Here is a 16014-nt window from a genome sequence, read left to right as displayed (position 1 = left end):
ACCTCGAGTACCGCCTGGCCAAGGCCCGCGCGTTCGCCCACGCCGAGACCGTGAACTTCACCGAGTGCGACGACGTCGTGGTGCACATGAAGAAGACCACCGATTTCCTCGGCGCGGACGTCGCGATCGACGCCGTGGGCGCGGAGGCGGACGGCAACTTCACCCAGCACGTCACCGCGGCCAAGCTGAAGCTCCAGGGCGGTTCCCCGGTGGCGCTCAACTGGGCCATCGACTCGGTCCGCAAGGGCGGCACGATTTCGGTGGTGGGCGCCTACGGCCCGATGTTCAGCGCGGTGAAGTTCGGCGACGCCATGAACAAGGGCTTGACGCTGCGGATGAACCAGTGCCACGTGAAGCGGCAGTGGCCGCGGCTGTTCGAGCACATCCGCAACGGCTACCTCAAGCCCAGCGACGTCGTCACCCACCACATCCCGTTGGAGCACATCGCCGAGGGCTACCACATGTTCTCGGCCAAGCTGGACGGCTGCATCAAGCCGCTGATCGTGCCCAACGCCGCCTGAAGGAGACGACCGCCATGACCTACACGTCGGACAAGCCGCCATTGGCCGAGTCCACCGACCAGCTGCGGGCCAGGATCCCCGGCTGGGGCGCGGACCTGGATCCGAAGGACCGCCCGTCGGTGCCGAAGCTGCGGTGGCAGGAGGACCGGACCGGCGCGCACTGGGACTTCCCGGACCGCCAACCGGAGAAGTGGCCGCGGGAACGCTCGATCGAGCACAAGTTCCTCCCTCCCGTCTTCGGCACCTCGTGCCCGCCCAAAGGGGTGTCCGGAGTGATCCGCCGGTTCGCCTACCGGAAGTTCAGCGAGGGGCGGGCCGCGCACTGGCTCCTGCTGCTGGCCGCCGACCGGGTGGACGCGTGGGAGAGCCACCTGAGCTCGTTCGTGACCGTCCGGCCGGACAATCCAGTCACCGAGACGGGGGTGCTGAGCGAGTTCTCCCGGCACGGCTTCTCCTCCCGCATCGGCCAAAAGCGGTCCGACGTCAAGCACCAGGTCCTGGACCCGGTCATCGTGGCCGGACCGTGGGTGCTGGCCGTCGCGATCGCGGTCACGCTGGTGCGGAAGCTGACCCGCCGCTCGTAGGTGAGGACGTCTGGGTGCCCACCTGAGCCCGTGGTAGGCGCGGTGCGGGTGGTCGCACCCCGTACCGGGGTACGGGGCAGCTCGGCTCTCGGGTGTGACGATTTCTCTGCTTCCCCGCAGAAAACTGCTCGTCATGTCCTTTTCGCCGTTCGCGCCCCGTGCGCACCGCCCTCTCGCGGTCCTGATCGCCACCATGGCCGGGCTCGCGGTGTTCAGCCTCGTGGCCCTGCTCGTCGACGACCGCCTGTTGATGGGACAACCGGTGTGGACCAAGCCGCTGAAGTTCGCGCTGTCCACGCTGCTCTACTCCGTGTCCATGTCCTGGGTGCTGAGCCGGGTCACCCGCTTCCGGCGGGTCGCCGACGCCGCTGCCACCGTGTTCGTGGTCTCCTTCCTCGTCGAACTCGCCTGGATCACCTGGTCGGCGGCGCGCGGCCGCATGAGCCACTTCGGAGTGGGCACCCCGCTGGAGAGCGTGCTCTACCAGGTCGCCGGCGTGATCGGGGTCGTGGTGTGGATCATGAGCGCGATCGTCTGCGTCGCGCTGGTGCTCAGCGCGACCGAGGACCGCGCGCAGGTGTGGTCGATGCGCGCCGGAATGCTGATCGCCCTGGCCGGCATGGCGGTGGGTGGGCTCATGACCTCGCCCACACCCGAGCAGCTGGCCGGCCCCGCCGATCTCCGGGGCGGTCACTCGGTCGGGGTGGCCGACGGCGGTGCGGCGCTCCCCCTGCTCGGCTGGAGCACCGAAGGCGGCGACCTGCGCATCCCGCACTTCGTCGGGATGCACGCGCTCCAGGTTCTCCCGCTGGTGCTGGCCGCGCTGCGGCTCGCCGGGCGGCGGCTGCCCGCGCTGCGGCGGCCGGAGGTGGAGCTCCAGCTCGTCCTGATCGCCTCGGCCGGGTACGCGGCCCTGCTCGGCCTGCTGCTGTGGCAGGCGCTGCGCGGCCAGTCGATCGTCTCGCCGGACGGGCTCACCGCCGCAGCCGGCGCGGCCGCAGTGATCTGCCTCGGCGCGGCGACCGCCGCTGTGGTGCTGAGAGCCGGTCGTGGTACCAAGACGGTCCCGGTCGGGTAGTCGCGCCCGGTGTCCGAGGCGAGGAGCCCGATGTCCGATCAGTCCGACCGCACCACGAACGAACCCGGAGTCGTGCTGACCTCAGTGGTGCGCTCGGTGGCGTTGGCGCTGTTCGCCATCAGTGTGCCCGTGTACGTGAGCGCGCACGGGATCGCGGTCGTCCCGGCCTTCGTGCTGGCGCTGGCGCACTGCGCCTGCATTCCGCTGATGATCCGGTGGCCGGGAATCGCGATCGGGGTCTCCTCGGCCGCGGCGTGCGCCCTGTCCGCACTGGCGTACGGGGCGAGTGGCGCGGCGTGGCCGTGGTCCGTGCCCGGTCTGCTCACGCAACTCGGCGTGATCGCCGTGGCCGGGTCGCACGGAGGATGGGGACGCGGCCTGGCGGCCTGGCTGCTGTCCGCCACGGTGTCGGTCGCGCTCGTCCTCGCCCTCCCGGTACCCGTGCAGGACTGGGGCGCGAACCTGACGGTCTTCGCGTCCAACTCGGTGCTGGTGCTGGTGGTCTCCGTGCTCGCCGGCCAGCGGTCGGCGATCCGGGCCGAACTGACCCACGCGCGTCACCGGGCGGAACTGGAACAGGCGAGCCGTGTCCTGACGCAGGAGCGCTCGCGGATCGCGCGTGAGCTGCACGACGTCGTCGCCCACAGCATGTCCGTGATCCAGGTGCAGGCGCGATCCGCCGCCTACCGGCTGCCGCAACTCGACGACCCCACCCGCCGGGAGTTCGACAGCATCGCCGACGCGACCCGAACGGCGCTCGCCGAGATGCGGCAGGTGCTCACGGTGCTGCGCGACCAGCACGCCGGAACGGACGTGGCCCCGCAACCCCGGCTGGAGGACGTCGCCGACCTCGTGGCGGCGGTGACACGGGCGGGCGTGGACGCGCGGCTGCACGTCGACGGCGACCTGACGGACGAGGCGATCAGCGTCCCGATCGGCCTGACCGCGTACCGGATCGTCCAGGAGGCTCTCGCCAACGCGGTGCGGCACGCCCACGGCGCGCCGATCGACGTTCGCGTCGACGTCGTGCGGGAGGAGCTGTCGGTCGAGGTGGTCAACGGGCCCGGCCTCGCGGGGCGGCCCGGTGCTCCCCTGGCGACCGGGCACGGCTTGGTGGGCATGCGGGAACGGGCGGCGCTGCTCGGTGGCCGGGTGCGCGCCGAGCCCACCGACGAGGGCGGTTTCCTGGTGCACGGCACGATCCCGCTCACGACGGGACGGTGGTGACATGGCCGTCCGAGTGGTGATCGTCGACGATCAGCCAGTCGTCCGGGCGGGCCTGGTCGCGTTCCTGAGCGCCCAGCCGGACCTCGTCGTGGTCGGCGAGGCCGCCGACGGGTACGCCGCGATAGAGGTGGTCGGCGCGCGACGGCCCGACGTCGTGCTCATGGATGTGCGAATGCCGCGCATGGACGGCCTCACCGCCGCCAAGCGTCTGCTGAGCCCCGCGGTTCCCGGCGGGCACGTCCCGAAGGTGCTGATGCTGACGACCTTCGACATCGACGACCACGTCTACGAGGCGCTGAGCGCGGGAGCAAGCGGGTTCCTGCTCAAGGACGCCCTGCCGGAGGAACTCGCCGCCGCCGTCCGGGTCGTGGCCGCGGGCGAGGCGCTGCTCGCTCCCAGCGTGACCCGGCGCATGATCGAACACTTCGTCAGCGCGCGCCCGATGCGCGCGGAGGCGGGCGATCGGCTCTCCGGTCTGACCGCGCGGGAACGCGAGATCCTGACGCTGGTGGCCGGCGGGCTCTCCAACCACGAGATCGCCGCCGAGCTGGTGATCGCCGAGCAGACGGTGAAGTCCCACGTCAGCCGCATCCTGATGAAGCAGGGCCTGCGGGACCGCGCGCAGGCCGTCGTGCTGGGCTACGAGACCGGGCTGGTGCGGCCGGGACGGAACGAGGTGCCCTGGATGGCACGTGACGAAGCGATCAGCAGATGCGAGTGAACGGCGTCGCGGTCGCCCCAGCCGCCCACGTCCTGCTGGTCACAGTCGTTCTTGCGCCGCGGCGTCCGGAACCGGGCCGGACAGGGCAACGGTCGCGACCGAGGTCGCGGCGCGGACGAACTCGGCGACCTGGCGGGAGGTGGAGTCCCTGGGCCAGGCGATCACGAGGGTGGACGGCTCGGCGTCGGTGACCGGGAGGCTCACCGTGCCCGGTGGCAGCCGGTCGCGGACCGACTCCGGGAGCACCGCGACCATCCGGCCGAGCCGGACGAGCTGCAGCAGCTGGTCGGCTCCGGTGACGGGGTGGCCGGTCACCTCGGGGCGGGCCTCCGGCCAGCGGGGCTGGGGCTGGTCGCGCAGGTCGGCCATCGACACCGAGGTCCTGGCGGCCAGCGGGTGGCCGTCCGGGAGCACCACGACGTGGTTCTCGACGTGGAGGTCGTCGCTGTCGAGGCCGGTCAGGTCGTTCTGCGGCCGGTGCAGCAGCGCGAGGTCGGCGCGGCCGTCGCGGACCATCGCGGCGCGTTCGCCGGCGCTGAAGACGAGGTCGACCGGAACGGCGCCGGGCACGGCGGCGTAGCGGTCCAGGACGAACGGCAGCAGGCCCGCGTCGCCGTCGGGCTTGAGCGCCAGGACCAGGCGCGGAAGGGATGCTGCCGCTCTGCGCGCCCGGCGGACCGCCGCGGTCATCGCGTCCAGTGCCAGGCGTCCCTCGGCGAGGAGCACCTCTCCGGCGGCCGTGAGGCGCACGCCGCGGCTGGTGCGTTCCAGCAGGGCCACGTCCATTCGCTGCTCGAGCCGGCGGATCGCCCTGGAAAGTGGAGGCTGGGCCATGCCGAGCCGGTGAGCGGCCCGTCCGAAGTGGAGCTCCTCGGCGACCGCGACGAAGTAACGCAGCTCGCGGCTCTGGACGTCCATACCCCCAGGGTATCGGGCGAGACCGGACCGGTCCTGGTCCGCGGAGCCGGGAGGTGGTGCGGTGGGGACATGAGTGGTGGAGCGACGATCGCGTTGGTGACCGGTGGGAACAAGGGGATCGGACGGGCGGTCGCCGGCCGGCTCGCGGACCTCGGGGTGACGGTGCTCGTCGGCGCCAGGGACCTGGAGAAGGGTGCCGGGGCGGCGGCGGGTATCCGCGCCGCGGGCGGCACGGCGCACCCGATCGCCCTCGACGTGACCGACGAGCGCGGCGCGAACGCGGCGGCCGAGGAGATCGCCGAGCGGTTCGGCCACCTGGACGTCCTGGTCAACAACGCCGGCATGTCCGGTGACCTCGGGGCGCAGGCACCGGGTTCGGCGCGGCTGGACGGGGTGCGGGCGGTGTTCGAGACGAACCTCTTCGGCGTCATCACGGTGACCGAGGCGATGCTCCCGCTGCTGCGCCGCTCCGCCGCGGCGCGGATCGTGAACGTCTCCAGCGGCACCTCGTCGATGACCTGGACGACCGACGCCACCCACTACCTGAGCCGGATGCCCGCCGTGCTGGCCTACCCGGTGTCGAAGGCCGCGCTGAACATGCTGACCGTCCAGTACGCCAAGGCGCTGGCGGGCGACGGGATCCTGGTGAACGCGATCGCTCCCGGCGCGTGCGACACGGACTTCGCCCGAGGCCTGCCGTTCACGCTGACCAGGACCGCGGACGACGGCGCGGCGATCGTGGTGCGGCTGGCGACGCTCGGCCGCGAGTGCCCGACGGGCGGCTTCTTCGACGACAACGGCAAGGTGCCCTGGTGACGACCAGCCGGTGGCAGTGCGGTCCGACGCGCCGCCACCTCCGGCCGGCAGCGGGATCTGCACGTCGGGCACGCCGTTCTCCGACAACGCACCCTGTGGGCTGGGGACATGGCGAAGGCGCCACCCGCAGAGGGTGACGCCTTCGCCAGCAGGGAGGTCCTGGGCGGCTCGGCTGCGTGGCGCGCAGGGCACTGCCGAGAGCCCAGGCGGTGTCGCCCTAGTTCAGGACGAAGTTGCGGTTCGGCGCCTCGAAGACCGCGGCGCCGACGACGGCCGCCGCCGGAGCGGAGCCACCGAACGCGGTCAGGGTGATGCCGGCCGAGCGCGGGTCGCCGTCGTGCACCAGGGACTCCTGGGCCTGCACGTCGTCGAACGCAAAGCCGTAGGCCCTGCCGTCCACCATGTTCTGGTGCACCAGCCGCGAGTAGTGGTTGGTGATCGCACCCTGGTAGAAGTCCGCCGCGCCACCGCCCGGCTGGACGTCGAGACGCCCCAGCGTGGACCGGTGCAGCGCCGCGCACAGCGTGCGGGCGATCGGGCCGACCACCTGGTCGTTGGGCGCGCCGAGCGCACCGTCACAACCCCACACGTTCGACGTGGACGGCTTCACGAACGACGCCACCTGCTTGCCGCTGCCGTCCGTGAAGTTCATGGTGTCGCCCGACGTGCGACCGGTGTACTTCACGTCCGGACGGTCGCCGAACGGCTGCACCGTCAGCGTCTTGCCCGTGTAGGCGTTCCACGCCTCGGAGATGTACGGGTCCAGGTAGTTGGCGTCGAACTTGCCGACGTCCGCCGCCTTGCCCGGCGCGAGAACGCGCAGCACCGTACCGTCGGACCGGGTCACGACCGACCCGTCCCAGCCCGCCTGGCCCTTGATGCCGCTGATGACGGCGTCCCGGCCACCGGACTTCAGCTCGCCGGTCTTCTTCGTCTCACCGCCGGCGCCCGTCACGGACACCGCGTGCGGCACCGCGAACATGTCGACCTGCGAGCTGTTCAGCCACAGACCGGCGTCGTTGTAGGTGAACTCGCTCCAGTCGAACAGGATTCCGCTGTTCGGGTCGCTTCCCGCCCACGGCGCCGGCTGCACCAGGCCGTCGGGCGTCAGGAAGAACTTCAGCTTCTCCCCGAACGACATGTACACGCGCCCGGAGATGAACCGCGGCACCTGCACCGTGGTCGTACCGCCCTGGCCGGGACCGTCGATCGACACGTCGGGGGCCGGGGTGGGCGGGTTGCCGCCCGGCGACCACGGCGTGAACGAGCCCGCCTGGTTGACGTACCCCAGACGTCCACTGCGGATGTCGGTGCCGAGGACGTAGAGGTGCACCGCCTCGGACCGGCCGCTGTTGTTGGTGATGGTGAGCGGCAACAGGTCAGGACCGACGGCCTGTGCCGGTAAGACCGCGATCGCCGTCGATGCCGTCGCCGCCACGGCGGCAAGCGCGCTCAACCACTTCGTTCGCGTACGCATTCGACTCCTTGTGCAGGGATGCTCCGTCAACCGGCTGCCGCACCGCTTCAGGAAGGCCGGCAGCCTCCAGTTCTGCAACTGGTCCAGATGTGTCATGAGAGCGCTTCCAGCGTTGCCCGGCCGCCCGAACCGTGTCAAGACCAGCCGGAGCAGCAAGGACAATTCCGCTGCGGGGACACCGTGGAACGAGTCCTATTCGGACCGCATGACCAGGGAAGTTGTCATCCGCAAAGAACATTGAGAAATTTTGCGGATTTCTTAAATCGATTTAAGGAGACCGCCCGTCGAACGCCTCCGCGCCGCAATGTGATAGAAATCCTTGTCGCGCTGGACGGCGCGACCGGAGTCGCGCCAAGAATCGATTCTTGTCCTAATCGGACAGTCACCGGGAGCGCGGTGCTCGCGCTCGCCCACTTCCACGTCCACTCGGGTGACGCTGTGTAACGCCCTGCTGGCGCGGTGCGACAGGCCGGGCATGCGCATCATCGTTCCCGGCCTTCTCCTGCTGGCCACCGCGGCGTGCGGAGCCGGGCCGTCCTCGACCGTCCCCGCGAGCACCCCCGCACCGCCGGTGGCACCCACCGCCGCACCGGTCCAGCCGACAACGCCCGCCGCGGCGACCACTGCCGCGCCGGCACCTGCTGTGAAGACCTGCACCGTGCCCAACGTCGTCGGCCTGATCCACCAGACCGCCCAGGACACCATGCAGAAGGCCGGCCTGTTCTACCTGACCGAGGAAGACGCGAGCGGCCAGGGCCGGCTGCTCGTCAACGACCGCAACTGGAAGACCACCAAGCAGAGCGTGGCCGCCGGTGAGGTCGTCGACTGCAACACGAAGATCCTGTTGTCCGCCGAGAAGATCAGCGGCTGACGACCTGGAGCGCGCGGGTGCTGGTCCGGTACTCGCCGGGCGCCTGGCCCCGCACGCGCTGGAACGCCCGGCTGAAGGCCTTCGGTGAGCCGTACCCGACGGCGGAGGCGATGGACTCCACCGGTTCGTCGGTGTCGCGCAGCCGCACCGCGGCGAGCTCCATGCGCAGCCGCGTCAGGTAGGCGGCCGGTGGCTCGCCGAGCGCGGCCGGGAACCGGCGGGACAGCGTCGCCCGGGACACGCTGATCTCGGTCGCCAACCCGGCCGTCGTCCAGGGGTGGGCGGGCCGGTGGTGCAGCCTGGTGAGCGCGTCCCGCACCACCGGGTCCTGCAACCCGCTCAGCCACGGCCCGGCGCCCTCGGCCGGACGGGCCCGCAGCCACGCGCGGGCGAACTGGACCAGCACCAGGTCGACCAGGCTGTTCACCGCGGCGGTGGTGCCCACCTGCGGCTCCCCCAGCTCCGCGGACAGCAGCGCGATCGTCGCGGCGAGGCGGGGGCCCTCCCCCGCCGCCACGTGCACCGGTCCGGGGAACAGCGGCGCACCGAGTGCCGAGTCCTGCTCGTAGTGCACCGTGAGCAGCCGGGTGTCCACCTCACCGGTACCCAGCCGCAGGACCGCGCCGGCGGCTTGGGCGGCCGCGGCGGTCTCCCGGTCGCACGCCCCCATCCGGGCCCCCGCGCGCCAGGCGAGCCCGTGTGGCGTGCCAGCGGGCAGCAGGACCGCGCCGCCGGCGCCGACGCGCAGCGAAGGCCGTCCGGGCACCTCCAGCCACACCTCCCCCTCGGCGACGAGGTGCAGCGCGGCTCCGGGGTAGGTCTCCACCCACACTCCCCACACGCCTCCGGCTTCCAGCCGCACACCCACCGACCCCCGCGCCCCGTAGAGCCGCAGGGCGTCCTCCAGCACGTCCACGACCCCATGATGGCACCGCCGCGGTGCGCGGACCGGTGGTGAGACAAACGGCAACCACCGTGAGTCACCTGGCCGTTGGCCGCGGCCGGCCGCCTCCCGACCATGGAGGAACACCCATGACAGAGGAGGAACAGCGGTATGCGCGCGCTCGTGGTCGATCACGGTGACGACGGTCCGGTGCGGTTCGAGGAGGTCCCCGAACCTCAGCCGGGCCCGGGAGAAACCCTGGTCGGGATCCGGCACATCGCCCTGAACTTCGGCGAGCTGAAGTACGCCGCGCAATGGCCCGCCGGCGCCGTGCACGGCCACGACGCGTCCGGCGTCGTCGTGCGCGCGGCAGCCGACGGGTCAGGGCCGGCGGAGGGATCCCGCGTCGTGCTGGGTCTCGCGCAACACGCCTGGGCGGAACGCGTCGCGGTCGACCGGACGCGCCTCGCGGTCGTGCCCGACGGCGTCGAGCTGAGCGACGCCGCCACCATCGGGGTCGCCGGCGTCACGGCTCTGCGCGTGCTGCGCACCCGGTCCGTGCTCGCCAAGCGGGTCCTGGTCACCGGGGCGAGCGGCGGCGTGGGGCGGTTCGCCGTCCAGCTCGCGGCGATCGCGGGGGCCAGGGTCGGCGCGCTGACCGGTTCCCCGGCGGGTCTGCGGGAGCTGGGCGCCGAGGAGGCCGCCGCCGACCTCGACGAGCTGACCGGCGAGTTCGACCTCGTGGTGGACACCGTCGCCGGCCCGCAGCTGGAGCACGTGTGGAGCCGGCTCGCGCCCGGCGGGGACGTTCAGCTCGTCGGCGCCGCCTCGGGCCTGCCCACCTCGTTCCCCGCGGGTGCGCTGTTCGCCTTCGGCGCGCCGAGGACGATCAGCACGTTCGGCGACGTCACCTCGTCGGTCAGCGAGGAGCTCGCCGACCTGCTGGCGCTCCAGGCGGCCGGACGCCTCTCCGCGGAGATCGGCCTGCGCACCCACTGGCAGCACGTCGACGACGCGGTGAAGGCGCTGCTGGCGCGAGAGGTGCGCGGCAAGGTGGTCCTGGACGTGTCATGACCGGCGCCACGTCGTGGTCACCGGCTCGCCCGCAGCATGCGGAGCACGTGCAGCGCCGGAAGCGGAGGGCCGTCGAACACCCCGCCACATCCAGCGATCAGGTCGGGCCCGGAGCAGTCCTCGACGCCGGTGAACCCCAGTGCGGCCAGCTCGGCGGCGATGCCGTCCGGACTGAAGTAGCTGGACAACGGCTCACCGATCCCGGCCAGCCGGTCGGCGCGGGCCCGCTCGTGAACGCGTTCCTCCTCGGTGACAGCCGACCGCAGGTAGTCGAACACCACCTCGACCGCCCCGCCCTGACCGGCGATGTAGGCCAGCGTGGCCCGGACGGCGTCAGGAGTCAGGTAGTAGACGACGCCCAGCCACACGAACACAGCCGAACCGGCCCGGCTGAACCCGGCGGACTCCAGCTCGGTTGCCAGGGCCTGGGTTTCGAAGTCGACCGGCACGAACGTCACCGTCTCCGGGCTGGAGATCCCGGCAACGGCCAGGCGTTCCCGTTTCCAGGCCTGGGTGGCGGGGTGGTCGACCTCGAACACGCGCAGGTCCCGGTGCGGGTTGCGGTAGGCGAAGGTGTCCAGCCCGGCGCCCAGGACCACGACCTGCCGCACCCCGCCGGCGACGGCCGCGGCGACGGTGTCCTCGGCGAAACGGGCTCGGGCTGCGAAGAACAGCCGGCGGTGCCGGTTCGTCACGGCGTCGCTGAGGCGGCCGGCTCTGCCCAGCTCGAGCAGGTCCTCCTCGGTGTGCCCGAGCAGCCGCGCCGCCAGGGGGTCGGTGAAGACCTGTGGCCGGTCGACGACCTGGTGGTACGCGCGGGCGTACGCGGTCGCGAGCGCCGTTCGGCTGGGGCCGTCGTTCTCCATGGGCGCGACGCTACTGACAAGGGTCGGTGTGCCCCACATCACCGCGGGCCGCAAATCGGAATCAGGTGAAGGGTGCCGAGGTTCCCGCTGACATGACGACGATTGGCATCATCGGCAGTGGCAACATCGGCAGCACCGTCGCGCGGCTGGCGGTGGCCGCCGGGCACGACGTGCTGTTGAGCAACTCGCGCGGCCCGCACACCCTTCAGGACCTCGTGTCCGAGCTGGGACCGAAGGCGCGCGCCGCGACTTCCGCGGAGGCGGCCGCGGCCGGCGACGTCGTGGTGGTGACGGTGCCGCTGCGGGCGTACCGGGACGTTCCGGTGGAGCCGCTGGCGGGCAAGGTGGTCATCGACACCAACAACTACTACCCGGACCGCGACGGCGTCTTCGACGAACTTGAGGACGGCTCCAGCACCACCGGTGAGCTGCTGCAGAAGCACCTGCCGGACGCGCACGTCGTGAAGGGCTTCAACAACATCTGGGCCGGGCACCTGGGTGACCTCGCGCGTCCGGCGGGGAGCGCGGACCGGTCGGCGCTCCCCATCGCCGGTGACGACGAGGCCGCCAAGCAGGCGGTCACCGAGCTCTTCGACAGCCTCGGCTACGACACCGTGGACGCCGGACCGCTCGCCGAGAACCGGCGCACCCAGCGGGACACCCCCGTGTACGTGACTCCCTACGGCGCTTTCGGGGAGCTCCCCGGCACCCCGGCGAGCGCGCAGGTCATCCGTGAGGCGGTCGCCGCGGCGAAGTGACGGTCGTGGAAACGCGACGAAGCGTTCGGCTGGAAGCCCAGCCGAACGCTTCGTCCCACTACCACCGCGAGCGGTCACCCTCCCGGTGACGACGCCTGTTCGGTCAGCCGAGGACCATGTCGGCCGGCAGGCCGGACTGCACGAGCAGGTCCCGGAGGTTGTAGTAGTCGTCGTTGGTCACGATCTCGTTGTTGCGCAACTGGAGGACGGTGACCGCGGGCACGGTGAACGGCTTGGGCGCGCCGGCGACGTGACCGCTGAACGTCCAGCTGATCGAGACCATGTCGCAGTCGGCGAACGCGCCGGTGACCTTGACCTCGCCGCTCTGCAGGAAGGCCTTGGTGTTGCCGAACCAGGTCGCGATGCCCGCCCGGTCCGTGTAGGTCGCCCCGAAGGCGTGGTCGGTGTACCGCGAGCCCTGCTTGACGTACAGCCCCGCGAACTTCTGGGCGTCGCTGCCGTTCCACGCGGCGGCCCACTTCACGGCGACGGACGGCAACCGGTGCTTGGTCACGATCTCCGCCGACGCGGGTGCGGCTTGTGCCGAGGCCAGACCTGCCGCCCCGGCGATGGCGAACGCGGTGGCAGTCACGGCAGCGATGATGCCGCGACGGATGCTGATCACGATTGTCTCTCCTGTTCGGGAAGTGCCTTCGTCTTGCTCGGCTCACGATCCCGTGGCAGCAACGACCTTCGCGTCGGCAACGACTACTTAGGACTTGCGTAGCCGCCGCGCGCGGGACGAGGTCAATGCGCGGTGAGCCCGCCGTCGACGACGAACTCCGCTCCGGTGACGAACGAAGACTCGTCGCCGGCCAGGAACAGCATCATGGCTGCGACCTCCGCGGGCGTACCCGCGCGGCGCATGGGTGTGCGCACGATGTCGGGTTGCTGATCGCCCTGCTCGTCCAGCAGTTCCTGGATCATGGGCGTGGCGATGACTCCGGGATGCACCGAGTTGACCCGGACTCCGCGGGTCGCGTACTCGACGGCGGCGGTCTTGGTCAGCAGCCGCACCGCTCCCTTGGAAGCCTGGTACGCGGCGGCGGCTCCGCTGCCGACCAGGCCGAGCACCGAGGAGGTGTTGACGACGGAGGCGTTGCCCGAGTCGCGCAGCAGGGGCATCGCGGTCTTCATCCCGAGCCAGGTGCCGGTCTGGTTGACGGCGATCACCCGGTCCCAGCCGTCCTTCGTGGTCTCCTCGACACCCGGCCAGTCCACGACACCGGCGATGTTGACCAGCACGTCGAGGCGGCCGAAACGGTGCCGGGTGAGCTCGACGGCCTCGCTCCAGCTCTCCGGCGAGGAGACGTCCAGCCGGACCGCCAGCACGTCGGCGCCCTCGGCCCTCAGGCGCGCGGCGAGGTCGTCCACGGCCGTCTGCGAGACATCGGTGAGGACCAGTCGGGCGTCTTCGCGGGCGAACAGCTCCGCGGTGGCTCGGCCGATGCCGCCGGTAGCGCCGGTGATCAACGCGACTTTGCCGGCGAGTCGTCCAGGCATGATGTGCTCTTTTCTCTCGTTGTGGTCGATGGGCGTCAGGCGGCCGTGTAACCGCCGTCTGCGGCGACGATGGCGCCGGTGATGAAGCTGGAGCGGGGTGAGGCGAGGAAGCCGATCACCTCGGCGATCTCCTCCGGTTGCGCGACGCGGCCCAGGGGGTGGAGGTCGCCGAAGGAGCGCAGGTACTCCCGGCTGTCGGCGCGGAAGTTGTCGAGCATGTCGGTCTCGACCACGCCGGGGGCGACCACGTTGGCGCGGATGCCGTGCGGGCCGCCTTCCAGGGCGAGCACCTTGGTCAGCTGCGCCAGCGCCCCCTTGGACGCGCTGTAGGCCGCGGCCTCGGGCAACCCGACGGTGCAGGCGAACGACCCGACGGTGACGATCGTGCCGCCGCCGTGGTCGCGCATCGCCCGGAACGCCTCCCTGGCGTGCAGGAAGGTGCCGCGGGCGTTGATCGACATCAGCTCGTCCCAGTCGGCCGCGGTGGTCTCGGTGACCGGTTTGTTGACCGATCGGCCGGCGTTGCCGACGAGGATGTCCAGGCTGCCGAACCGGTCGAGCGCCGCGGCCACCGACCGCACGGCGGTGTCCTCTTGGGACACGTCTCCGACCAGAGTGGACACGCCGGCGAACCGGGTGGCGAGGTCGTCCACCTCCGGGCGGAGATCGGTGGCCAGCACCCGCGCGCCGCGGGCGTGCAACCAGGCGACCGTCGCCGCGCCGACCCCGCGGGCGGCGCCGGTGACCAGCGCGACCCTGCCCTCCAGCTCCCGACCCGCGTACTCGCCGCCTGTCGCGGTGGAGCCGGTGTCGTCCACGTCGTTGTTCGTCATGCACCCCAGCGTCGGTGGCGGCGAGAAGGGGCGGAAGGACGCGCGTTGGCTGGGTGTGGCACACCCACCCAACCCGGCGGACGACGACCTACCCTGGTGTCATGGCCAGTGAGCTGGGTGAGTTCCTGCGGGCGCGCCGCGCGCAACGGTCCCCGGACGACGCGAGCGTGCTCCGCTCCGGACGCCGCAAGGTGTCCGGGCTGCGCCGCGAGGAAGTCGCCGTGCTCGCCGGGGTGAACGTCGACTACTACACGCGTCTGGAACAGGGCCGCGAGACCCACCCGTCACGACAGGTGCTCGACGCACTCTGCCGCGCGCTGGACCTCGGCCCGGACGCCCGCGAGCACCTGCACCGGCTGGCGGGCACCACGCCCGACGACACACCCGCGCCGGCGTCCGGCACCGTGAGCCCCGAACTGCGGCAGCTCATGGACGGCTACCCGCACACGCCCGCCTTCGTGCTCAACCGGATCCTCGACGTCCTCGCCACCAACACCCTGGCCGACGCGTTGTTCTCACCGTTCCAGGCGGTGGACAACCTCGCCCGCATGACGTTCCTCGACCCGGCGGGGCGGCGGTTCTACACGCGCTGGGACTGGACCGCGCAGGCCACGGTGGCGAACCTGCGGATCGCCGCGGGCATCGACCCGCACGACTCCGCTCTGCGGCACCTGGTGGCCGAGCTCAGCGAGGGCAGTGCGCACTTCCGCGACCTGTGGGACACCCACCAGGTGCGGGGCAAGACCCATGAGCCCAAACACCTCGAACACCCCGACGTCGGCCCGCTCGTCCTCACCTACCAGGCTTTCGACGTGCGCAGCGCTCCGGGCCAGCAGCTGATCATCTACCACGCCGAGCCCGGCAGCCCCGGTGCTCATGCGCTCTCGCTGCTCAGCAGCCTGCACGCGACCACTCGCCAAGCGCACTGACCCAGGCCGCGCCACCTGAGCAGATGTGAACGAAGTAATCGAAGAAAGTCTCGCCGAAAAGGAATCCGCAGTTCCAGCCACACCGCAGGACAGGCGCATCACTGTGCGTCGTGACCGGAGACCCGATCGGGAGAACCACCGCGGGTAGGGCGCATCGCCTGCCGTAACCAAGAGGCCCAAGCGCACCTCCTCAGCAGCGAGATGCGATCCGAATGCACCCGGAACGAAAAAGGCAACCCGCGTTCGAGCGATTCGAGCACCTTGCGCGAAATTCACACTTTGAGGTGCCTGAAGGCTGTTCCCGCGCCTTTTCGCAGTTCGACTGCCATAGTTGCGAACGAGATCCATGCGAAGTTCCGCCCCAATCTCGTTCACCTCTATTCGGAAAGCACGGTCCAGCGAATGCAGAAGAGCGCCCTCGAACGCGTCACGGTCATCTTCACCCTGTTCGACCGCAACGGGGACGGCCACCTGGAGGCCGAGGACTTCGAGATCATGGCCCGCGACGTCGTGCGGGCGGCACCGCAGTCCAGCGAGGCGGCCAGGAACGCGATGCGCGGCGCGTTCGGGCGCTACTGGGTCACCCTGGCCGCCGAGCTGGACGCCGACCGCGACGGGACGATCACCTTCGACGAGTTCACGGCCTGCGTGCTGGCGCCGGAACGGTTCCACGACACGATCAGCGAGTTCGCCGAGGCGCTCGCGGAGCTGGGCGACCCGGATGGCGACGGGCTCATCGAACGGCCCGTCTTCCTGGCGCTCATGACCGCGATCGGCTTCGAGCACGACGCCATCAACGCGCTGTTCGACGCCTTCGGCCCCTCGCGGTCCGACCAGATCACCGTGTCGGCCTGGGTCGCCGGGATCAAGGACTACTACAGCCCCACGAAGACCGGCATCCCCGGCGACCGCCTGGTCACCGCCCAGGCCTGACCAGCAGACGAACAGGAGACGA

At 71.1% G+C, this 16014-nt stretch carries 17 protein-coding genes and 1 pseudogene; 11 read left to right on the top strand and 7 right to left on the bottom strand.

Features of this window, described 5'->3' with window-relative positions:
• The 5 genes and pseudogenes from VF330_RS16620 to VF330_RS16600 form a co-directional block, all read left to right on the top strand.
• Positions 1-521, top strand: a pseudogene (locus VF330_RS16620) (glutathione-dependent formaldehyde dehydrogenase); the annotation flags it as partial.
• Positions 522-535: 14 nt separating this feature from the next.
• Positions 536-1105, top strand: coding sequence for a hypothetical protein (locus tag VF330_RS16615; protein WP_330852506.1), 570 nt, complete (start codon positions 536-538; stop codon positions 1103-1105).
• Between the two features lie 133 nt (positions 1106-1238).
• Positions 1239-2183, top strand: a complete 945-nt coding sequence (locus tag VF330_RS16610) for a hypothetical protein (protein WP_330852505.1) — start codon at positions 1239-1241, stop codon at positions 2181-2183.
• A gap of 30 nt (positions 2184-2213) precedes the next feature.
• Positions 2214-3410 (top strand): sensor histidine kinase, encoded by a 1197-nt coding sequence (locus tag VF330_RS16605; protein ID WP_330852504.1) that lies wholly within the window; start codon positions 2214-2216, stop codon positions 3408-3410.
• A 1-nt stretch (position 3411) separates the two neighbouring features.
• Positions 3412-4131: a response regulator transcription factor gene (locus VF330_RS16600; RefSeq protein WP_330852503.1), complete on the top strand. Its 720-nt coding sequence runs from the start codon at positions 3412-3414 to the stop codon at positions 4129-4131.
• A gap of 39 nt (positions 4132-4170) precedes the next feature.
• Here VF330_RS16600 and VF330_RS16595 read toward each other — a convergent pair whose 3' ends face one another.
• Positions 4171-5049, bottom strand: coding sequence for a LysR family transcriptional regulator (locus tag VF330_RS16595; protein ID WP_330852502.1), 879 nt, complete (start codon positions 5047-5049; stop codon positions 4171-4173).
• Positions 5050-5118: 69 nt separating this feature from the next.
• Between VF330_RS16595 and VF330_RS16590 the strand changes: the two genes are divergently transcribed.
• The gene (locus tag VF330_RS16590; protein ID WP_330852501.1) at positions 5119-5865 is read left to right on the top strand and encodes an SDR family NAD(P)-dependent oxidoreductase; all 747 of its coding nucleotides are present in this window, start codon (positions 5119-5121) and stop codon (positions 5863-5865) included.
• Between the two features lie 217 nt (positions 5866-6082).
• Here VF330_RS16590 and VF330_RS16585 read toward each other — a convergent pair whose 3' ends face one another.
• Positions 6083-7342: a glycoside hydrolase family 64 protein gene (locus tag VF330_RS16585; RefSeq protein ID WP_330852500.1), complete on the bottom strand. Its 1260-nt coding sequence runs from the start codon at positions 7340-7342 to the stop codon at positions 6083-6085.
• 430 nt (positions 7343-7772) lie between these two features.
• Between VF330_RS16585 and VF330_RS16580 the strand changes: the two genes are divergently transcribed.
• On the top strand, positions 7773-8213 hold the full coding sequence (locus tag VF330_RS16580; RefSeq protein WP_330852499.1) for a hypothetical protein: 441 nt from the start codon (positions 7773-7775) through the stop codon (positions 8211-8213).
• Here VF330_RS16580 and VF330_RS16575 read toward each other — a convergent pair.
• On the bottom strand, positions 8203-9129 hold the full coding sequence (locus VF330_RS16575; protein WP_330852498.1) for an AraC family transcriptional regulator: 927 nt from the start codon (positions 9127-9129) through the stop codon (positions 8203-8205). The genes VF330_RS16580 and VF330_RS16575 overlap by 11 nt on opposite strands.
• 138 nt (positions 9130-9267) lie before the next feature.
• Between VF330_RS16575 and VF330_RS16570 the strand changes: the two genes are divergently transcribed.
• Entirely contained in the window at positions 9268-10170 is a 903-nt protein-coding gene (locus VF330_RS16570; RefSeq protein ID WP_330852497.1) for a zinc-binding dehydrogenase, read from the top strand.
• A gap of 17 nt (positions 10171-10187) precedes the next feature.
• Here VF330_RS16570 and VF330_RS16565 read toward each other — a convergent pair whose 3' ends face one another.
• Positions 10188-11036 (bottom strand): class I SAM-dependent methyltransferase, encoded by an 849-nt coding sequence (locus tag VF330_RS16565; protein ID WP_330852496.1) that lies wholly within the window; start codon positions 11034-11036, stop codon positions 10188-10190.
• 92 nt (positions 11037-11128) lie between these two features.
• Between VF330_RS16565 and VF330_RS16560 the strand changes: the two genes are divergently transcribed.
• The gene (locus VF330_RS16560; RefSeq protein ID WP_330852495.1) at positions 11129-11794 is read left to right on the top strand and encodes an NADPH-dependent F420 reductase; all 666 of its coding nucleotides are present in this window, start codon (positions 11129-11131) and stop codon (positions 11792-11794) included.
• Between the two features lie 103 nt (positions 11795-11897).
• Here VF330_RS16560 and VF330_RS16555 read toward each other — a convergent pair whose 3' ends face one another.
• The 3 genes from VF330_RS16555 to VF330_RS16545 all read right to left on the bottom strand — a co-directional run bounded on the left by VF330_RS16555 (position 11898) and on the right by VF330_RS16545 (position 14130).
• The gene (locus tag VF330_RS16555) at positions 11898-12419 is read right to left on the bottom strand and encodes a nuclear transport factor 2 family protein (RefSeq protein WP_330852494.1); all 522 of its coding nucleotides are present in this window, start codon (positions 12417-12419) and stop codon (positions 11898-11900) included.
• A 122-nt stretch (positions 12420-12541) separates the two neighbouring features.
• Complete coding sequence (locus VF330_RS16550; RefSeq protein WP_330852493.1) at positions 12542-13297, bottom strand: glucose 1-dehydrogenase; 756 nt, start codon at positions 13295-13297, stop codon at positions 12542-12544.
• A gap of 35 nt (positions 13298-13332) precedes the next feature.
• Positions 13333-14130 (bottom strand): SDR family NAD(P)-dependent oxidoreductase, encoded by a 798-nt coding sequence (locus tag VF330_RS16545; RefSeq protein ID WP_330852492.1) that lies wholly within the window; start codon positions 14128-14130, stop codon positions 13333-13335.
• A 101-nt stretch (positions 14131-14231) separates the two neighbouring features.
• Here VF330_RS16545 and VF330_RS16540 point away from each other — a divergent pair, with 101 nt between their 5' ends.
• On the top strand, positions 14232-15059 hold the full coding sequence (locus VF330_RS16540; protein ID WP_330852491.1) for a helix-turn-helix transcriptional regulator: 828 nt from the start codon (positions 14232-14234) through the stop codon (positions 15057-15059).
• Between the two features lie 402 nt (positions 15060-15461).
• The gene (locus tag VF330_RS16535) at positions 15462-15992 is read left to right on the top strand and encodes an EF-hand domain-containing protein (RefSeq protein ID WP_330852490.1); all 531 of its coding nucleotides are present in this window, start codon (positions 15462-15464) and stop codon (positions 15990-15992) included.
• Positions 15993-16014 lie beyond the last annotated feature (22 nt).

Origin of the sequence: Lentzea sp. (assembly GCF_036380075.1) — a bacterium.
GTDB lineage: Bacteria > Actinomycetota > Actinomycetes > Mycobacteriales > Pseudonocardiaceae > Lentzea.
Note: the sequence above shows the minus strand (reverse complement) of the source record. Positions and strands in the feature narration are given on the sequence as shown.

Bases quoted from the DNA above. Each gene is read 5' to 3' on its own strand.
- VF330_RS16615 (WP_330852506.1), top strand. From the start codon at position 536: ATGACCTACACGTCGGACAAGCCGCCATTGGCCGAGTCCACCGACCAG.
- VF330_RS16610 (WP_330852505.1), top strand. From the start codon at position 1,239: ATGTCCTTTTCGCCGTTCGCGCCCCGTGCGCACCGCCCTCTCGCGGTC.
- VF330_RS16605 (WP_330852504.1), top strand. From the start codon at position 2,214: ATGTCCGATCAGTCCGACCGCACCACGAACGAACCCGGAGTCGTGCTG.
- VF330_RS16600 (WP_330852503.1), top strand. From the start codon at position 3,412: ATGGCCGTCCGAGTGGTGATCGTCGACGATCAGCCAGTCGTCCGGGCG.
- VF330_RS16595 (WP_330852502.1), bottom strand. From the start codon at position 5,049: ATGGACGTCCAGAGCCGCGAGCTGCGTTACTTCGTCGCGGTCGCCGAG.
- VF330_RS16590 (WP_330852501.1), top strand. From the start codon at position 5,119: ATGAGTGGTGGAGCGACGATCGCGTTGGTGACCGGTGGGAACAAGGGG.
- VF330_RS16585 (WP_330852500.1), bottom strand. From the start codon at position 7,342: ATGCGTACGCGAACGAAGTGGTTGAGCGCGCTTGCCGCCGTGGCGGCG.
- VF330_RS16570 (WP_330852497.1), top strand. From the start codon at position 9,268: ATGCGCGCGCTCGTGGTCGATCACGGTGACGACGGTCCGGTGCGGTTC.
- VF330_RS16565 (WP_330852496.1), bottom strand. From the start codon at position 11,036: ATGGAGAACGACGGCCCCAGCCGAACGGCGCTCGCGACCGCGTACGCC.
- VF330_RS16560 (WP_330852495.1), top strand. From the start codon at position 11,129: ATGACGACGATTGGCATCATCGGCAGTGGCAACATCGGCAGCACCGTC.
- VF330_RS16550 (WP_330852493.1), bottom strand. From the start codon at position 13,297: ATGCCTGGACGACTCGCCGGCAAAGTCGCGTTGATCACCGGCGCTACC.
- VF330_RS16545 (WP_330852492.1), bottom strand. From the start codon at position 14,130: ATGACGAACAACGACGTGGACGACACCGGCTCCACCGCGACAGGCGGC.
- VF330_RS16540 (WP_330852491.1), top strand. From the start codon at position 14,232: ATGGCCAGTGAGCTGGGTGAGTTCCTGCGGGCGCGCCGCGCGCAACGG.
- VF330_RS16535 (WP_330852490.1), top strand. From the start codon at position 15,462: ATGCAGAAGAGCGCCCTCGAACGCGTCACGGTCATCTTCACCCTGTTC.